Raw genomic sequence first — 17,383 nt, 5'->3', positions numbered from 1 at the left:
GCTATTTTTTGTTGTTGTTAACCTGCCAAAACCTTTATTGAATAATGCGTTAACCGATGGTTGAAGTCGGCTAACGCTTTTTAAATCACTTATAGATATCTGGAAATCGCTAGCGCTTTTCCGAGATCCACTGACAAGCTACCGCGCTCCAATAAGGCAGCGATTGCAATGCGAGCATGGAAACCCACAATTGCGCATCCAGGTTACTGAAACCGCGCGCGTACAACATGGCAGAACCACTTAAGATCAGGAAAATCAGGATCAGCAATTCTTCTTTGATCGGGTCTATCAACTGCCAGTTGCTGAGTTTACCTTTGGTTTTGTTGGTTACCACGAACACGCCCGCTTTATGGGTGAGGCCGCCGATAATGCCTCTGGCAATCGCATGTGACAAGCCCAGGCTGGCCAGTGAAGCCCCAAAAATATCGGTCCAGCTGCAGTGCATGGTTTTGCGGTAAAGCACCGGCCCCAGAATCGCTTTGATCGCCAGAAAACACAAGATAGGCACGATCATAACCACCACCGGCAAACTGAAGTGTTTTGGGAACAGCAGCATGGCGATGGTCCACAACACAGAACCAATGGTGAACATCAATTGCAGCGCCTCACCAAACCAGCCAAACCAGCCAGTGAGGAAATGGTAACGCTGGCTGAAATCGAGCGTCGATTTACCCAGCAGTTTAGGCATGTGATGCTTGAGGATCTGCATGGCACCGAAGGCCCAGCGATTGCGCTGTGACTTGAGGGCCTTGAAGTTAGCGGGTGTCAGGCCACGACCAAACGTTTCATCGATATAGCGCAGTTCCATTTTGTTTTCGAGCAGGCGCAAACCGAGTTCGGTATCTTCACAGATACACCACTCAGACCAGCCACCAAGAGTTTGCAGTGACTCGCGACGGATCAGCGTCATGGTGCCATGCTGGATCAGCGCGTTGCGTTCGTGGCGATGATGCATGCCGATACGGAAAAAGCCTTCAAACTCCCAGTTACACATGCGATGGAAGAACTGATTCTCCCATTCACGATGCGCCTGCGGTGCCTGTACCACCGCGACTTGTGACTCAAGGAAATGCGGCACCAGGTCAGACAACCAGTCTGTGGTCACCACATAGTCAGCATCAACCACACCGACCACTTGTGCATCCGGGTGCGTTTTATCCAGCGCAAAATTCAGCGCGCCAGCCTTGAACCCTGGCCACGAAGGCAAGTGATAAAAATGGAAATTATCCGGCAAGGTCGCCATGTAAGCTTCAATTGGCTTCCACTTGGCTTCGTCCTTGGTGTTGTTATCGACCACGATCACTTCGTATTGCGTGTAACTCAAGTTACGCAGACTTTCGATCGTCGCAATCACCATATCCGGCGGCTCGTTATAACAGGCCAGGTGGATAGAAACAAACAACTCTTTTTCTGCGGGTAAAGGCGTGGCACGCTTGAATAACCGTCGCCATTGCGGTTTGAACATCACCTCGCTGAATTCTGCGGCGTAAATCATCAGCACCATGGAAGTGAGCGCAATCGCCAGGATCAGGCCGATCAGCACCACAAAATCCCGCAGGGTGTAGTAGTAATCACCCGGCAGGTTCCAGGCGATAGTCAGTGTGGTGATACACGCCTGGAACAACACTGCCATCGATAATACGCCGCCTATGCCCCAGTGCTTGAAGCGCCAGGCGATAAACATCATGGGGATAAATGCCAGTACCGTAGACCAGGTGGCTTTGGCGATCCAGCGTGTATTAGGCGGCACTGCGCCTTGCAAGGAATACTTCTGGTGGCGATCAGCGTTATACATGCCCCAATAAGCACCCGCCCAGCCTTCCAGCGCGACTTTCCAAGGCTGGTCAAAGGCTTCCATCAGATAAAAATCCAGGTCTTCGATCGAATTACGTGCCAGGAACTCACGGATAAAGCGTGCCTGGTTCACTTCACTGGCGACTGAAGCGCCGATGGAAGGCCCGCGGCTAGGCCAGCCCACTTCGGTGATCACGATCTTTTTACGCGGGAAAGCCGCCATCAGCTGGTTATAACGCTCAATGGTATATTGCACCGCGCCTTCAACCGGCACGCCTTCGTGGTAAGGCAGCAAATGGACGGCGATATAATCTACATGTTTGACCAGCTCAGGGTGCTTGAGCCATACATGCCAAGGCTCGGCGGTAGAAACCGGCACGGTGCTGTGCTCGCGGACAAAATCCAGGTATTTGATGAGCGCTTCGGTCGGCAAGTCATTACGCAGCAATGCCTCGTTACCAACAATCACGCGATCAATATTGCTGTAGTTCTCGAGCTTTTCCAGCAAGGCAGACACTTCGCGCGTATTTTTTGCACCATCCGTATCTATCCAGGCACCGGCAATGACCTTCATATTGCGTCTGGCTGCCAGCGGGATCGTCTCATTCAGATCCAGCGAAGAATACATACGGATATGCTTGGTATGTTTGGACATCAGGTCCAGATCTTCCGCCAGCTCGGCAGTGCTGGGGTGTTGCCCATCCAGAGGGCTCTGGTTGCCGCGATAGCCACTGTACGCAAAGCCGTTCACGGCAGGTTTGACACTGATAAGCGGTAAGGCGCGGTTAGCCAGCGCCCAGACCCCGAAGTGCAATGCAGAAAACAAAATGGCAAACACCAGGCCAGGGATGAGTTTTTTAAACCAGGACAGTATCACTTCTCACACTTTCTTAAACGATGCGTATTTAAACGATGCTTTTTTCAATGCCAACCATCAAGCGGCAGTGGTTTTGGCAGCCAGTTGCATGCTCTTGGCAGGCAACACGAATAATGCCACGCCACAAACCAGAGTCCACCACCAGGCGGTCAGGTTGCCGGGCTCTGCCATGGCAACCGCCACTGACAGGTTAGCTGCCAGCAATACCATGACGACAGTGAACCAGATGCCGGTCTGTTGCCCAGGCGCTGATACTGCCTCAGGCTGCCGGATAGTGATTAAGGTCATCAGCAGACTGATCAAAGGCAACCATGACAGAATCAGCGGGAAATCCAGATAACGTCCATCAAACGCTAAACCTGCACTGGTGACAAACAGCCCGATGGCAAATAATCTGAGCAGGCATTGCTCAAGGCAAGGCTTGGACGCTAACCCTAACCAATGACGCAGTTGTAATAACACCAGGCCCCAGCCAAGCAGGACAAAACCGCCCAGGGCTGCGAACTCCAGCGTGTTACGTGCGGCCAGTTGCACATAATCGATCTGCAAATAAGCATGCAGACCAAGCGCCGCGGCCACTACACCTGACAGGACTTTCTGGCTAGTAGGTAATTGTTTGTGCGTTGCCCAACCGGCAGCGCCAGCCGCTAATACCAGGGCGATGATGTAAGGTACCCAACCATCAGACCGTTCTGATACTGGACCTTGCAAATTGAATTTTGGTTGCAACTGATCGTTAAAAATGCCCCAGAAACCGCCGACTGTGCCTTCCAGTTCACGCTTCCAAGGCTGATCCATGGCTTCGATAATATTATATTGCCATCCGGTTTGCTTGGCAGCCTGTAAAAACCCGCGTACATACAGCACCTGGTTGACCACACTTGGTTTGGCACGGAAGCGCTGACGCCCTTGTGAAGGCCAGCCGGTTTCGCCTATGACCAATGGTTTTGTAAACACGGTGCCCAAATGCCCCATCACCGAAGCGGTATGTGCCACCGCCTGGTCGATCGCTACTGGCTTGTCTTCCCAGTAAGGCAGAATATGCACTGTGACGAAATCCACTTCTTGCTCAAGTGCCGGATACTTTAACCAGTATTCCCAGACGTCGGCATAGGTCAAAGGCACTTTGGTGCGCTCTTTTGCCCATTGCAGGTATTCGTGCATCCTGGCTTCGGTCTGCTCGCCGCGCAACAACACCTCATTACCCACCACCAGGCCGCGCACAGTGTCAGGATATTGATTAGCCTGCTGTACCGCCAGTTCGAGTTCTTTCCTGTTATCCGCATCCACCCAGCCTATCCATGCGCCGAGTATCACCTGCATGCCATATTTCTGCGCTGCTTTAGGCACATAATCCAGCCCTTGTGAAACAGAATAGGTACGTACGCATTTGGTGACTTTGGACAGCGCTTGTAAATCCTGTTCAATCTGCAGCGGATCGACAAAGGTGTCTTTGATGGTCGGATTCATGCCGGGCTTGTAGTAAGGCGCATAAGAAACGCATTGCAATGGCAAAACGTCCGCGGGCACCTCTATCAATGGCTGGGGTTGTTGCATCCGCCATACATAAAAGACTGTTCCGATCAGAAACAGGCTTGCCCAAAATAACGCCGGAATACGGTAAAACGAACGTTGCACCATGATGGATTCTGAAAGTCAGCTGTGTAGAAAGAGCGTGTATTCTCTCACAAATAGCCGATACATGCGTCCTACAAGGTTCTCACCTGAAGCGCTCTACTGCTAAAAGAGACTTGGTGATTTAAGCAATTGGAATTATGATGAAACGATATTTAAAAAGTATAGCCAAAACTGCTTACTTTTAACCCTCTCTCGCCAAATAACTATCTCAGAAGTCATATGAACGTTAAATCCTGTTTGACAGCAATTTGTTTGCTATCCGCTTTTTCCATGCCTGCTTTCGCAGCCCCTGCCGTTGTGACAACAGATTACAGCGGCGAGTACCTGTGCAAGGGCAACAACATCACTGTCGGTGATTACGAGGTCACGATCTACCTGAAGAAAAACCGCCGTAACAGCACCTCACAAATCGCCGTGTATGACCTGGCCACCCACACTGAAAACAAACAAAGCTATACCGGGCAAACCATTACACGCGGTAAACAGCTGGCCATGACCTTTAAATTGTCTGATGCGAAATTTGCAGAATTCTCTACCGGCCTGGGCCAGTTCACCAAAGCCGGCAAGCTGTGGTCATTCAAAAATGACTATTACGAGCCTGATGATACCGGTGGTAATTACGGCCATGAAACCTGCACGCAAAAACCGGTACTCCTTTCAGCACCGGCCAATGGAAAAATTCCAGTGACTAACCGTTAAGCCAGCTGAACACGCTAAAACTGATATCGTTTTTTTGGTGTTAAAATAGCAAAATTCTTCTGAACGTAAGGTTTTCATGAGTCAAATGGTTGAAGTAGTGGTGCCGGATATCGGCAATTTTGACAGCGTCGATGTCATCGAGGTATTAGTCGCGGTCGGCGACACCATCGCTAAAGAAGATTCACTGGTCACAGTCGAATCCGATAAAGCGTCCATGGATATCCCCTCCTCCCACGCTGGTGTGGTGAAAGAACTCAAAATCGCAGTCGGCGACAAAGTTGCCAAAGGTAGCCTGATCCTACTGCTGGAAAGCGCTGCCTCTGCCACAGCAGAAACCAAACCGGCAGCCCCTGCCGAGACACCTGCAGCTGCGCCAGCAACTCCTGAAAACAAAACATCTGCACCCCAGGCTGCAGTCGCCACTGGCGATCACGATGTGACTTGCCAGGTGATGGTGCTTGGCTCGGGCCCTGGCGGTTACACCGCTGCTTTCCGTGCTGCAGATTTAGGTCTGAAGGTCGTTCTGGTTGAACGTTACCCTACGCTGGGTGGTGTCTGCCTGAACGTAGGCTGTATTCCTTCGAAAGCGTTATTACACACTGCCAAAGTGATTACAGAAGCTGAAGAAACCGAAAGTCATGGCCTGAGCTTCGGCAAACCAAACATTGATCTGGACAAGCTGCGTAACTGGAAATCCAATGACGTGGTCAACAAGTTGACTGGCGGCCTGGCACAAATGGCAAAAGCGCGTGGCGTGACAGTCGTGACTGGTCTGGGTCAATTTACCAGCCCGAATCAGATCGCAGTCACTGCCGCCGATGGCAAAGCAACCTTGATCGGTTTTGAAAACGCCATTATTGCCGCGGGCTCACAAGCCACAAAATTCCCTGGCGCACCGGACGATGAGCGTATTATGGACTCCACCGGAGCACTGGCACTGGCAGACATCCCTGGTCGCATGCTGGTGGTGGGTGGCGGTATTATCGGCCTGGAAATGGGTACTGTTTATGACGCGCTAGGCACTAAAGTCAGCGTGGTCGAATTTATGGATGGGTTGATCCCTGGCGCTGACCGCGACCTGATCCGTCCCTTGCAGAAACGTATGGAAAAACGGTTTGAGAGCATTATGGTTTCGACCAAAGTGTCCAAGCTGGAAGCCAAAGCCGATGGCATCTATGTCGATTTCGAAGGCGCGAATGCCCCGAAAGAAACACAGAAATATGACCGCGTACTGGTTTCTATCGGCCGCCGTCCAAACGGCAAAAATATAGGCGCTGAAAATGCAGGTGTCGCTGTGGATGACCGTGGTTTTATTGCGGTGGATAAACAGATGCGTACCAATGTCCCGCATATTTTTGCAATTGGCGACATTGTCGGCCAGCCTATGCTGGCGCATAAAGCCACGCATGAAGCCAAAGTCGCTGCCGAAGTGATTGCAGGCCACAAGGTGGAGTTTGTGGCGACGGTGATTCCATCAGTGGCTTATACCGACCCTGAAATCGCCTGGGTGGGCTTGACAGAAACTGAAGCCAAGGCCAAAGGCATAGAGATCGATAAAGCCAGCTTCCCGTGGGCAGCCAGCGGCCGCGCACTGTCGATTGCGCGTACTGAAGGTGCCACCAAGCTGATTTTTGATAAAGAGACGCATCGCGTGATCGGTGCCGGCATTGTAGGTATCAATGCCGGTGAACTGCTGGCAGAGGCCGTTCTCGCCATCGAAATGGGCGCAGATGCCCATGATTTGGGCTTGACGATCCATGCACACCCGACGCTCTCCGAAACCGTATGCTTTGCGGCTGAAGTAAAAGAAGGCACGATCACTGATATGTTGCCTCCGAAGAAACGCTGAGTCAGCAACGCTAAGCCACTGAGGTGTTAAAGCAAAAAGCCCGCAATCGCGGGCTTTTTGTTTGGCTCCGGCAAGCATCACTGACAAGGTATTTCTTTCAGCACTGCATCCGGGAATTGTGACTGCGACTTCTGCAATGCCGAAAACTGTTGCGGATTGACACTAAACAGCTTGATGACTGACTGGCCTTGACCACTATTGCGTGTGGATTTGATCAGCAAGCGCACGCCTTTGGCTTTCAGGTCTTCCATCAATTTATCTGCCAGTTTTTCATCGCGGAATACGCCGAATGAAATCGCATTGCGCCATTTGGGATCATCCTGGACGATAAAAAAGTCTTCTACCCCCAACTTTCGCAACTCATCTGCTTTTGTTTGCACTGCTTCGGCTGAGGCCATAGGTGGTTTGTAGATCCAGTAGCGGATATTTTCCTGGCCGAATACCGGCTGGCCCACCTGCGATTTAATATTTAATTGCTGCGCCAGGTTGACAGCCTCGTTGACCCTGGCAGTATTAAAACTACTCCATTCATAACAGACTCCAGCGACCACTGGACGCGATTCAGCCGGTTTGGACAGCTCTTTTTTATCCGCAATTTTGGGCGCTGGCATCACAGAAGTTGCAACCTCCTGCGGTGGCGGGCTGGCCGCTAGTGAGGTGTCTTGCGCAGGTGCCACCGTGCGTTTTGGGTAAGTTTCCAGCGCACTGGCGTTGAGTAGCTTTATTTGCTCAGGATGGACTTCGGGTTTAAGGCTACTCACGGCAGGTGATAAGGCGTCGCGCTTGAAATAGGCAAACACCAGCAGATTCAGCAGCAGCAGTACCCAGAATAATCTTTTCATTGTTAATTACTTTCAGCCAAACAGGCCAGCCCCTTTAATACCAGATTATCCACAATAATCGCGTTTAATGACAATGCATCTGGCAAATATCTCTGCAAGATGATCGCATCGCCACCACTCAACACCAAAGCGGGTTGACGTCCTTGAGTCAGGGCCTGCAACTGTGTGAACTGGCTAGCCATAGGCGCAATCAATGCCTGCACGCACCCTGCCCACATCGCCTGCTGGCTGTTGCGCGCAAAACCATTGGAGAGCCCGCTATTGTGCGGGTATTCATAATCAAGCTGCGCAGTTCCCTGTTGCAGGCTTTGCCACATCAGGCTCAAACCCGGCTGTATGCTGCCACCAGTAAAAGTAGCCGTACGTTCCGCAGCCTCAGTTTGGGTAACCAGTGCATCCATGGTCATGGCCGTGCCCGCAGTCACGACCAGGGCATCCTGTTTATGCAATCGCCACACCGCCAGCAGACTGCACCAGCGGTCACTGCCTAGCTGAGCTGGCAGGCTATAACTGTTATTCAAGCCCAAGATAGCCGGCGTGGCTTTGATCAAGATGACTTTTTCTTTTACATTAGCCAGTGATTGCAACCAATCAGCACCCGCCACATTACTGACCCAGATCTCATCAGCTAGCGCGATGGCGGCTTTTAGCGCCTGGCTGTCCGGGCACGCACTATCATGCAACCATAACTGGGTTTCCAGCGCCACCATCTCTAAATGCATATCCAGCGCCAGTGGCTTTTCAGGGCACCATGCCCATTTGGTACGCGTATTACCGGCATCGATCAGTAATTTCATGCTGCACTCCGCACGCTGATTTCTCCTGCATTAAACCGTTGCTGGCCATTGGCTGTTTCAACCAGCAGGCTGCCCTCTTCCGCCACGCCTATCACTTGTCCCGGCACGACTTGCCCATTGGCCATTAATAAATTCACCGCTTGCTGATGAAAAGCGTGGTGCGCCATCCATGACTGCTGGAAATAGGTAAAGCCATGTTCCGTAAACTGGTTCAAATGCACTGCTAGGGCCGCCAGGCAACGGCCCAGCAATTCGTTCGCATTCAAGGTTTGCCCTGACAATTGGTTCAGGCCCAGCACTGGCTGGTCTATCTGCTGGCGCATGCCCTGCTCGATATCCAGGTTTAGCCCTATGCCTATCACCGCCGCACTTGGCCCTTCCATATCGCCTTGCAACTCAATCAGAATCCCGCCCAGCTTGTGCCATTGCCCTTGATGCATGACGACCAGGTCATTCGGCCATTTAAGTTGCACGTCAGTCAAGCCGAGTTCATGCAAGGCACGCAACAGCGCCAAGCCAATCACCAGGCTTAATCCGGATAACCCGGCCGCACCACATTGAAATCGCCACAATAATGAAAAGGTCAGGCTACCGCCCAACTGCGAAAGCCAGGTACGGCCACGCCTGCCACGACCAGCGGTTTGAACCTGGGCGACGGCGCAAGTCCCATGCGCGACACCACGCGCACTTTCCTGCATTAAATAGCGATTGGTCGAATCCACCTGTGCCAGCACCTGTAAATGAAACCATGAAGCATATTCACCACAGGCCTGGAAAATGGCATCGGCATCCAGCAGCGTCACCGGTTTGGGCAAACGATAGCCACGTCCGCGCACTGAAAAAACCGTAATGCCTATAGCCTGTGCCGCCTGGATAGCGTTATACACCGTGGCGCGTGTCACGCCAAACTGCTGCGCCAGCGCTTCACCTGAGTGAAACTTGCCATCGGCCAATACCGCCAATATGGGAAATGTCAGCTTATTCATCGGGTTATTTTAAGCACAAGATTTGAGAGCGTCATCACAGTGTGCAGTTTAGCATAGCCGCCTGGCGCAGCCGGTTGATTAAAGCCTGCCACAAAGCGTATTAAGCGTTTTGGGTCAGGTGATGAAGCGTGTAAAATAAACACACTTTAGAAACTTCAAGATTTGCCATGTCTACAGAAAAAGAACCGATTCCAGCTGCCTCCAACTTTATTCGTGCCATTATCGAGAAAGATCTGGCTGAAAATAAATATGCCAGCAAACACTGGGCAGGCTCGCCGGGGGATGCTGCGCATCAATCCACCGGCCAGGTAGACTTTGCCAAAATCCGCACCCGCTTTCCACCCGAGCCGAATGGCTATTTGCATATCGGCCACGCTAAATCCATTTTTCTCAACTTTGGCCTGGCGCGTGATTACAACGGTGTCTGCCATATGCGTTTTGACGATACCAACCCGGAAAAAGAAAGCCAGGAATATGTAGACAGCATCTCTGACATGGTGCAATGGCTGGGCTTTGGCTGGAACAACAACACGCCAACTGGCGCAGAAACCAACCTCTATTTTGCATCGGATTATTTCGATGTCATGTACCAGGCTGCTGAAGCGCTGATCACCCATGGTCATGCCTATGTAGACGAACAAACCGCAGAAGAGGTGCGTATCAACCGCGGCACACTGACCGAGCCGGGCAAAGACTCGCCTTTCCGCAACCGCAGCGTAGAAGACAATCTGCGTATTTTCCGTGAAATGCGTGATGGCAAACACCCTGACGGCAGCATGTTGTTACGCGCCAAAATCGATATGGCCTCGCCTAACATCAATATGCGCGACCCGGCCATTTACCGTATCCGCCGTGCGCATCACCACAATACGGGCGACCAATGGTGCATCTACCCGATGTACACTTTTGCCCACCCGATTGAAGATGCGCTGGAGCAAATCACGCACTCTATCTGTACGCTGGAATTTGAAGACCAGCGCCCGTTTTACGACTGGCTGATGGCGCGCCTGGTAGAAGCCGGTTTACTGGCAAACCCTGTGCCTTACCAATATGAGTTTGCGCGTTTAAACCTGACTTATGTCGTGCTTTCCAAACGCAAACTGATCCAGCTGGTAGAAGAAAAACACGTCAGCGGCTGGGATGACCCGCGCCTGCCTACACTGGCTGGCGCACGCCGTCGCGGTTATACACCTGAAGGTTTCAAGCTGTTTACTGACCGTATCGGGGTTTCCAAAGCAGACTCATGGATAGACTACAGCATCCTTGAAGACTGCATGCGCGAAGTGCTCAACGAATCCGCACCGCGTAAAATCGGCGTGCTCGACCCGATCAAACTAGTGATTGATAACTATCCAGACAATCAGGAAGAAGACTGCTACGCACCCAACCATCCGCAAAAACCGGACCTCGGTAAACGCGTAGTCAAACTTTCCAAAGAACTGTGGATCGAACGCGAAGACTTTATGGAAGAACCTTCTAAAGGCTACTTCCGCCTGTTCCCCGGCAATATGGTGCGCCTGCGCTACGGCTATGTCGTTAAATGCCTGAGCTGTGAAAAAGACGCTACTGGCAATGTGACGGTTGTGCATTGCGAATACCTGCCAGATACCAAATCCGGCACACCGGGTTCAGACAGCGTCAAAGTCAAAGGCAATATCCACTGGGTAAGCGCAGCACATGCCTATGCAGCAGAAATCAGGCTGTATGACCGCCTGTTTAAAGATGCACATCCGGGCAGTGGCGATAGGGATTTTCTGGATGACATCAATCCGAACTCAGTCACTTCCATCACGGCACAACTTGAACAAAGCGCTCAAGAGGCGAATGCAGGTGATATTTACCAGTTTGAGCGCCACGGTTACTTTGTCGCTGACCGCAAGGACAGCGTAGCAGGTAAGCCAGTGTTTAACAGAACAGTGACATTGAAGGATAACTGGCAGAAATAAGCCATTTTCACCATGCAAACAGTAGAACTCACCAAAGCTTTCAGGCTTATTAACCACGGCCCCACGACCATTATTACATCTGCCCATGCTGGCAAACGTAATATGATGGCCGCAGCCTGGGTGTGCGCTTTAGACTTCAAACCACCCAAAGTCACCGTAGTGATCGATAGTAAAACCTACAGCCGTGAGCTAATGGAAGCAGAAGGTACTTTTGCCATTAACCTGCCTTGCGTGAAGCAAATCGAGATGGTGAAACAGGTCGGCAGTATCAGTGGCAGAGATTTTTCTAATACGGATAAATTCGCTGAATACGGCATTGAAACCTTTGCCGCACAGCAAATAAGCGCGCCGTTGGTCAAAGACTGCGTGGCCTGGCTGGAATGCAAAATCATTCCTGAACCGCATAACCAGGGCACTTACGATTTGTTTATTGCCGAAGTAGTTGCTGCCTATGCTGATGAGCGGGTGTTCAGTGATGGGCACTGGCACTTTGACGGGCATGATGATTTACGCACTATCCACCACGTTGCAGGTGGTGTGTTTTTTGCCACTGGCCAGCAATGTTAATGCTTTAATACCACCAGATTGCTCAAGAAAAAGCCCTGCGAATCGCCCGCAGGGCTTTTTATTTTCAGACGATTCCTACAGACCCGCACTAAACTTCTGTTGTACGCTAGTGTCACTTTATATATCAATTTTGCTGGTTAGTGACACGGTGCTTTCTCATGAAAGCAGCGATACGGATGCCGATGCATTCAAACAAGCAAATATATGTGCATCGCACGCTTTCCTACATTTCACTAGCTAGCTGTAAGCACAGACGATAGGCCCAAGCGCCTGTTGATCTGTCGTTCAGGTTTTAAAAATGCTGTTAGGAATGTATGCGTGCGCCACATCAACAAAAAAATGACCCTTTATATGTATTGCTCATCAGTGTTCATGGCTTGATCCGTGGTGAGGAGCTCGAGCTTGGTGTAGATGCAGATACTGGCGGGCAATGTACTTATGTGCTGGATCTGGCAAAAGCTTTGGCTGAGCATCCGCAGGTTGGCAAAGTGGATTTACTCACCCGCCTGATCCAAGACCCGGATGTAGGAGCTGACTACGCGCAGCCTGAAGAAAAGATCAGTGATAAAGCGCGCATCATCCGCGTGCCTTGCGGGCCAAAACGCTACCTGCGCAAAGAAGTGCTGTGGCCGCATCTGGACCAGATGGTAGACCGCTGCCTGCATTATTTACGCCAGCAAGGCCGTCTACCGGATGTGATTCACTCACATTATGCCGATGCAGGCTATGTCGGGCGCCAGCTATCGATGTTATTGGGCATTCCGCAGATTCATACCGGCCATTCCCTGGGTAAACCCAAGCAGGATCGTTTGCTTTCCAGTGGCCGCAAAGCAGAAAAAATTGAAAAACAATTCAATTTCGAACGCCGTATCACTGAAGAAGAAGCCTTGGTGCAGCATGCCTCGCTGATAGTCACCAGCACCCGCCAGGAAGTCGAACTGCAATATGGCATGTATACCCGCCCCGATCCCAAGCGTTTTCGTGTGATTCCACCGGGCACTGATACCTCACGCTTTTTACCGCCAAGCAGACGGCCTATATCCAGCACGGTCGAGCAAAGTATCAACCGCTTTCTGGATAATCCGAAAAAACCGATGATCTTATGCATTTGCCGGCCGGAGCTACGCAAAAACATCAAAGGACTGATCAGCGCCTATGGCAACAACCCTGCCCTGCAGCGGCGCGCCAACCTGGTGCTGGTGGCTGGCAGCCGCGAGAACATCCGTGAACTGGAAAAATCACAGGCCACCGTACTCACTGACTTGCTGCTGGATATAGACACTTATGATTTGTGGGGTAAAGTCTCCATCCCGAAAACACATGCGCAGGAAGATGTGCCGGAAATGTACCGCATGGCGGCAAAAAGCCGTGGGGTGTTTATCAATGCGGCGTTTACCGAGCCATTTGGTCTGACACTACTGGAAGCCGCAGCTTGCGGATTGCCGGTGATCGCGCCAGACGATGGTGGCCCGCGCGACATCCTGGGCAATTGCCACCATGGTTTGCTGGTGGATACCCTGGATAGCCAGGCAATCGGCGATACCCTGCTCTCGGCTTTAACGGATAAAGCACGCTGGAGCAAATGGTCCAAGAGTGGCGTGCTGAATGTCAAACGCCATTACACCTGGGCCGGCCATGTGAACAAATACGTGAAAGAAGTGCGCAACTTGTTACGCAAACAGCGCAAAAACCTGCGCCGGCAACAGATCGCCATCCATAACGGCAAGTCACATATTCCGCTTGCACAACATGCCTTTATTACCGATATCGATAACACCTTATTAGGCAATCGTGAAGGACACGAAGCATTGGTGGACTGGCTGAGGACCAACTCCGGCTACAATATTTTCGGCATCGCCACCGGCAGGCCGCTAGAAAGCGCCATCGATATTTTGCGCAAAAACCGTATCCCCATCCCGGATGTGTTGATTACCTCGGTTGGCTCTGAAATTCATTATGGTTTGCGCAGCATCCCCGATGTCGGCTGGGCCAACCATATCCGGCATTTGTGGCGCCGGGAATACCTGCTGGAGGCCATGAAGCAAATCCCCGGTATTCAATTACAGTCTGCAGAGAACCAGCGAGAATTCAAGATTTCTTATATCGTCGATGCGAAAAAAATGCCTTCGGTAGAAGACATCTATGCACATTTGCGCAAGCAACACCTGCATGCCCAAGTGATTTATTCGCATGGTGAATTCCTGGATCTGTTACCCATGCGCGCCTCTAAAGGCCATGCCATCCGCTACCTTTCTTATAAATGGGGGCTGCCATTGGCTAACTTCCTGGTGTCTGGCGATTCCGGCAATGATATAGAAATGTTGATGGGCGACACCATGGCGGTGGTAGTGGGTAACCATAGTGAGGAGCTGACGCACCTCAAAGGCGTCAACCGTATCTATTTTGCCGAGGCGAGTTATGCGCATGGCATTCTCGAAGGCATGCAGCATTACAAATTCGGTGCATCTGACCAAGGCGACAAAACCACAGAAGCACTGCCAAGCAAGACGAAAAAGAAAAAGTCGCACGACCCCCAGGCTGAAAAAGTGATTTAGGAGCACTCAATATGTACGAACAAATCTCGCATTCTTTGCTGAATGACATTCTGACAGAACTCAAACAACCCAAAGGTGAAGATTGGCAGCATTTTTATACCCGGCTGGGCGCCAACTTTTATGCGATTTATTCGCTGTTCCAGCATCTCTACGGCCAACGCGAAGATTTCAAACCACAGCTGGCCAGCCTGGTGTCGGTGCTTTCAAAGCAATATGCCCAGCGCGCACCGCATTTGCGCTCAAAAGACTTGGAACGTGAAAAGAACCACGACTGGTTCATGCAGCAGAAAATAGTCGGCATGGCGCTGTATTGCGAAGGCTTTGCCGGCAACCTGGCCAATATGAAAGATAAACTGGCTTACCTGCAGGAACTGGGCGTGAACCTGGTGCATATCCTGCCGATTTGTGACTGCCCGGAGCAGGCCAATGATGGCGGGTATGCTGTGCGTGATTTCCGCAAAGTGGATCCACGCTACGGTTCTATGGAAGACCTGGAGCAGTTGATCACCGCCATGCAGCAGTGTGACCTGTTGCTGACGCTGGACGTGGTGGTTAACCACACTTCTGACGAGCATGCCTGGGCGATTAATGCGAAAAACGGCGACCAGCGTTACCAGGATTACTACTATATGTACCCTGACCGCGCCGTGCCGGACATGTTCGAGGCTTCCATGCCGGAAGTGTTTCCTGAGCATGCGCCAGGCAGTTTTACCTTTAACCCCGAAACCGGCAAATGGGTGATGACGGTATTCAATAACTATCAGTGGGACTTGAATTACAGCAACCCGGCGGTATTGATAGAGATCGTCGACATCATCCTGTTCTGGGCCAATAAGGGCGTCGATATCCTGCGGCTGGATGCGGTGGCTTTCCTGTGGAAAAAGATAGGCAGCACCAGCCAGAACGAGCGCGAAGCCCACCTGATCCTGCAACTACTCAAAGACTGTTGCCAGGTCACCGCACCCGGCGTGATCTTCATTGCCGAAGCGATTGTGGCACCGCTGGAGATCATTAAATATTTTGGCGAAGATGCGGTGAATGCCAAGGAATGTGAAATCGCCTATAACGCGACCTTTATGGCCTTGTTGTGGGATGCAGTGGCGACAAAAAATACGGTTTTACTGACCAATGGCGTCAAAGATCTACCTGAAAAACTGGACCGTGCGACCTGGCTGAATTATGTACGCTGCCATGATGATATCGGCCTCGGTTTCAGTGACCAGGCGATTATCGCTTCGGGCTTTGAGCCAGTTTCGCACAGGCGCTTCCTGGTCGATTATTACACCGGGCAATATCCCGATTCCAATGCGCGTGGTTTTGCTTTTGGCGTAAACCGTAAAACCGGGGATGCCCGCATCTCGGGTGCGCTGGCCTCTCTGGCCGGCCTGGAAACTGCGCTGGCAAACAATGACCAGCCAGCGATTGATAACGCCATTCTGACCATCGTCCTGCTGCATAACCTGATCATGTCATTTGGTGGCATCCCGCTGCTGTACTACGGTGACTCGGTGGGCACCTTGAACAATGACGGTTACTTGCAGGATTCCTCCAAAATGCACGATAACCGCTGGGTACACAGGCCTACACTCGACTGGGACGAGATGGCGCTCAGGAATGAGCCCGGCACCGTGCAGCAACGCCTGTTCAGCCAGATCAAGCAGATGATCGCTATCCGCAAAGAGATTTCTGCATTTGCAGATTTGAATAACCGTGAATTGATAGATACAGTCAATCCGCATTTATTCGCCTTCAACCGTTACGTGCAAACCGGCATGAACCCGAAAGTAGTGGTGGTTGCTAACTTTGATGTGCATCCGCAGCGCGCGGCCCTGCATCTGTTTAAACAAAAAGGCCTTAAAGCAGGCAGCACATTAATCGACTTATGTAGCGGCCAGGCAGTGCTGGTAGAAGATGACGCCATCGTGATACCGAAACTGACCGCCTACTGGTTGCCCGCTTAAACCTTTAGAAAAAACCCTGAGAGAAAGAACCCTGAATGACAGAATGGTTTACACACTTTGGTATCGCTAACCCGGCAGAGGCCATCATACTGACAAAAACGCTGCTGCGTATTTTTGTCATCCTTGTGATCGCCTACCTGCTTAACCGCTTTAGCAAGCGCGCCCTGAATGTGCTGCGTGACAGCTTAAGCAACAAAACCGTTGATCACATTGAAGAGGTCAAGCGCATCAATACCGTGACCATGGTGCTGCGCTACATTATCACCACGGTCATCATTGCCATCACCATCGTCGAAGTGCTGCATGAATTGGGGATTTCGATCGCTCCGGTGCTCGCGGCTGCCGGTGTGGTTGGCCTGGCGATTGGTTTTGGCGCACAGAGCCTGGTCAAGGATTACTTCACTGGTTTCTTTCTGCTGCTGGAAAACCAGATCCGTAAGGATGATGTGATTGAGGTCGCCGGGAAATCTGGCCTGGTTGAAGCCATCACGCTGCGTTACATCAAGATGCGCGACGATGACGGCAATGTACATTATGTACCTAATGGACAAATCCTCACTGTGACTAACCGTTCACGCGACTTCTCCTATGCAGTGATCGAGATAACCCTGGCTTACGAAGAAAATATTCCGGAAGTGATCCAGATCATGCAGCAAGTCGCAGACGATTTATCCCGCGATGGCGTGTTTAAAAACAAAATCCTGGGGCCGGCTGAAGTCAATGATGTTGATAAACTGACAGATTCTGCTGTCGTCATCCGTTGCCGTTTCAAAGTATTGCCGCTGGAAAAAGCTGCAATCAAGCGGGAATATTTCAGACGGATTAAAAGCGCACTTCAACAACAGCAGATTGAATTAAACCCTGATTCTTGA

At 51.3% G+C, this 17,383-nt stretch carries 12 protein-coding genes; 7 read left to right on the top strand and 5 right to left on the bottom strand.

Annotated elements, in window-relative coordinates; translation table 11 throughout:
- Positions 1 to 109: 109 nt before the first annotated feature.
- Together ACTS9Y_RS11165 and ACTS9Y_RS11160 are read right to left on the bottom strand one after the other, a co-directional pair.
- Positions 110 to 2,671, bottom strand: a complete 2,562-nt coding sequence (locus ACTS9Y_RS11165) for a glycosyltransferase (protein WP_442586003.1) — start codon at positions 2,669 to 2,671, stop codon at positions 110 to 112.
- A gap of 57 nt (positions 2,672 to 2,728) precedes the next feature.
- The gene (locus tag ACTS9Y_RS11160) at positions 2,729 to 4,312 is read right to left on the bottom strand and encodes a glycoside hydrolase family 17 protein (RefSeq protein ID WP_442586002.1); all 1,584 of its coding nucleotides are present in this window, start codon (positions 4,310 to 4,312) and stop codon (positions 2,729 to 2,731) included.
- Positions 4,313 to 4,579: 267 nt separating this feature from the next.
- On the opposite strand from ACTS9Y_RS11160, the gene ACTS9Y_RS11155 reads away from it, so the two are divergent.
- Both ACTS9Y_RS11155 and lpdA read left to right on the top strand, forming a co-directional pair.
- Positions 4,580 to 5,008, top strand: coding sequence for a hypothetical protein (locus ACTS9Y_RS11155; RefSeq protein ID WP_442586001.1), 429 nt, complete (start codon positions 4,580 to 4,582; stop codon positions 5,006 to 5,008).
- A 76-nt stretch (positions 5,009 to 5,084) separates the two neighbouring features.
- Positions 5,085 to 6,857: a dihydrolipoyl dehydrogenase gene (lpdA, locus tag ACTS9Y_RS11150; protein WP_442586000.1), complete on the top strand. Its 1,773-nt coding sequence runs from the start codon at positions 5,085 to 5,087 to the stop codon at positions 6,855 to 6,857.
- A 77-nt stretch (positions 6,858 to 6,934) separates the two neighbouring features.
- Here lpdA and ACTS9Y_RS11145 read toward each other — a convergent pair whose 3' ends face one another.
- From ACTS9Y_RS11145 to birA, 3 genes are read right to left on the bottom strand one after another with little or no spacing between them, the layout of a single operon-like run.
- On the bottom strand, positions 6,935 to 7,699 hold the full coding sequence (locus tag ACTS9Y_RS11145; RefSeq protein WP_442585999.1) for an SPOR domain-containing protein: 765 nt from the start codon (positions 7,697 to 7,699) through the stop codon (positions 6,935 to 6,937).
- Positions 7,700 to 7,701: 2 nt separating this feature from the next.
- Positions 7,702 to 8,496 carry a type III pantothenate kinase gene (locus ACTS9Y_RS11140; RefSeq protein WP_442585998.1) on the bottom strand — a complete coding sequence of 265 codons (795 nt, stop codon included), beginning with the start codon at positions 8,494 to 8,496 and terminating at the stop codon, positions 7,702 to 7,704.
- Positions 8,493 to 9,482, bottom strand: a complete 990-nt coding sequence (gene birA, locus ACTS9Y_RS11135) for a bifunctional biotin--[acetyl-CoA-carboxylase] ligase/biotin operon repressor BirA (RefSeq protein WP_442585997.1) — start codon at positions 9,480 to 9,482, stop codon at positions 8,493 to 8,495. Before birA ends, ACTS9Y_RS11140 begins: the two co-directional genes overlap by 4 nt.
- Positions 9,483 to 9,649: 167 nt before the next feature.
- On the opposite strand from birA, the gene ACTS9Y_RS11130 reads away from it, so the two are divergent.
- From ACTS9Y_RS11130 to ACTS9Y_RS11110, 5 genes are all read left to right on the top strand, one after another.
- Entirely contained in the window at positions 9,650 to 11,428 is a 1,779-nt protein-coding gene (locus tag ACTS9Y_RS11130) for a glutamine--tRNA ligase/YqeY domain fusion protein (RefSeq protein WP_442585996.1), read from the top strand.
- Positions 11,429 to 11,440: 12 nt separating this feature from the next.
- Complete coding sequence (locus ACTS9Y_RS11125) at positions 11,441 to 11,995, top strand: flavin reductase family protein (RefSeq protein WP_442585995.1); 555 nt, start codon at positions 11,441 to 11,443, stop codon at positions 11,993 to 11,995.
- A gap of 314 nt (positions 11,996 to 12,309) precedes the next feature.
- The gene (locus tag ACTS9Y_RS11120; protein WP_442585994.1) at positions 12,310 to 14,550 is read left to right on the top strand and encodes an HAD-IIB family hydrolase; all 2,241 of its coding nucleotides are present in this window, start codon (positions 12,310 to 12,312) and stop codon (positions 14,548 to 14,550) included.
- 11 nt (positions 14,551 to 14,561) lie between these two features.
- Positions 14,562 to 16,511, top strand: coding sequence for an alpha-amylase family protein (locus ACTS9Y_RS11115; RefSeq protein ID WP_442585993.1), 1,950 nt, complete (start codon positions 14,562 to 14,564; stop codon positions 16,509 to 16,511).
- A 35-nt stretch (positions 16,512 to 16,546) separates the two neighbouring features.
- On the top strand, positions 16,547 to 17,383 hold the full coding sequence (locus ACTS9Y_RS11110; protein WP_442585992.1) for a mechanosensitive ion channel family protein: 837 nt from the start codon (positions 16,547 to 16,549) through the stop codon (positions 17,381 to 17,383).

It is taken from the genome of Methylophilus sp. (assembly GCF_052173275.1).
Taxonomy (GTDB): Bacteria; Pseudomonadota; Gammaproteobacteria; order Burkholderiales; family Methylophilaceae; genus Methylophilus.
Note: the sequence above shows the minus strand (reverse complement) of the source record. Positions and strands in the feature narration are given on the sequence as shown.

Coding starts and splice junctions, on each gene's coding strand:
- birA (WP_442585997.1), bottom strand. CDS start 9,482: ATGAATAAGCTGACATTTCCCATATTGGCGGTATTGGCCGATGGCAAG.
- ACTS9Y_RS11125 (WP_442585995.1), top strand. CDS start 11,441: ATGCAAACAGTAGAACTCACCAAAGCTTTCAGGCTTATTAACCACGGC.
- ACTS9Y_RS11145 (WP_442585999.1), bottom strand. CDS start 7,699: ATGAAAAGATTATTCTGGGTACTGCTGCTGCTGAATCTGCTGGTGTTT.
- ACTS9Y_RS11140 (WP_442585998.1), bottom strand. CDS start 8,496: ATGAAATTACTGATCGATGCCGGTAATACGCGTACCAAATGGGCATGG.
- lpdA (WP_442586000.1), top strand. CDS start 5,085: ATGAGTCAAATGGTTGAAGTAGTGGTGCCGGATATCGGCAATTTTGAC.
- ACTS9Y_RS11155 (WP_442586001.1), top strand. CDS start 4,580: ATGCCTGCTTTCGCAGCCCCTGCCGTTGTGACAACAGATTACAGCGGC.
- ACTS9Y_RS11115 (WP_442585993.1), top strand. CDS start 14,562: ATGTACGAACAAATCTCGCATTCTTTGCTGAATGACATTCTGACAGAA.
- ACTS9Y_RS11160 (WP_442586002.1), bottom strand. CDS start 4,312: ATGGTGCAACGTTCGTTTTACCGTATTCCGGCGTTATTTTGGGCAAGC.
- ACTS9Y_RS11130 (WP_442585996.1), top strand. CDS start 9,650: ATGTCTACAGAAAAAGAACCGATTCCAGCTGCCTCCAACTTTATTCGT.
- ACTS9Y_RS11120 (WP_442585994.1), top strand. CDS start 12,310: ATGCGTGCGCCACATCAACAAAAAAATGACCCTTTATATGTATTGCTC.
- ACTS9Y_RS11110 (WP_442585992.1), top strand. CDS start 16,547: ATGACAGAATGGTTTACACACTTTGGTATCGCTAACCCGGCAGAGGCC.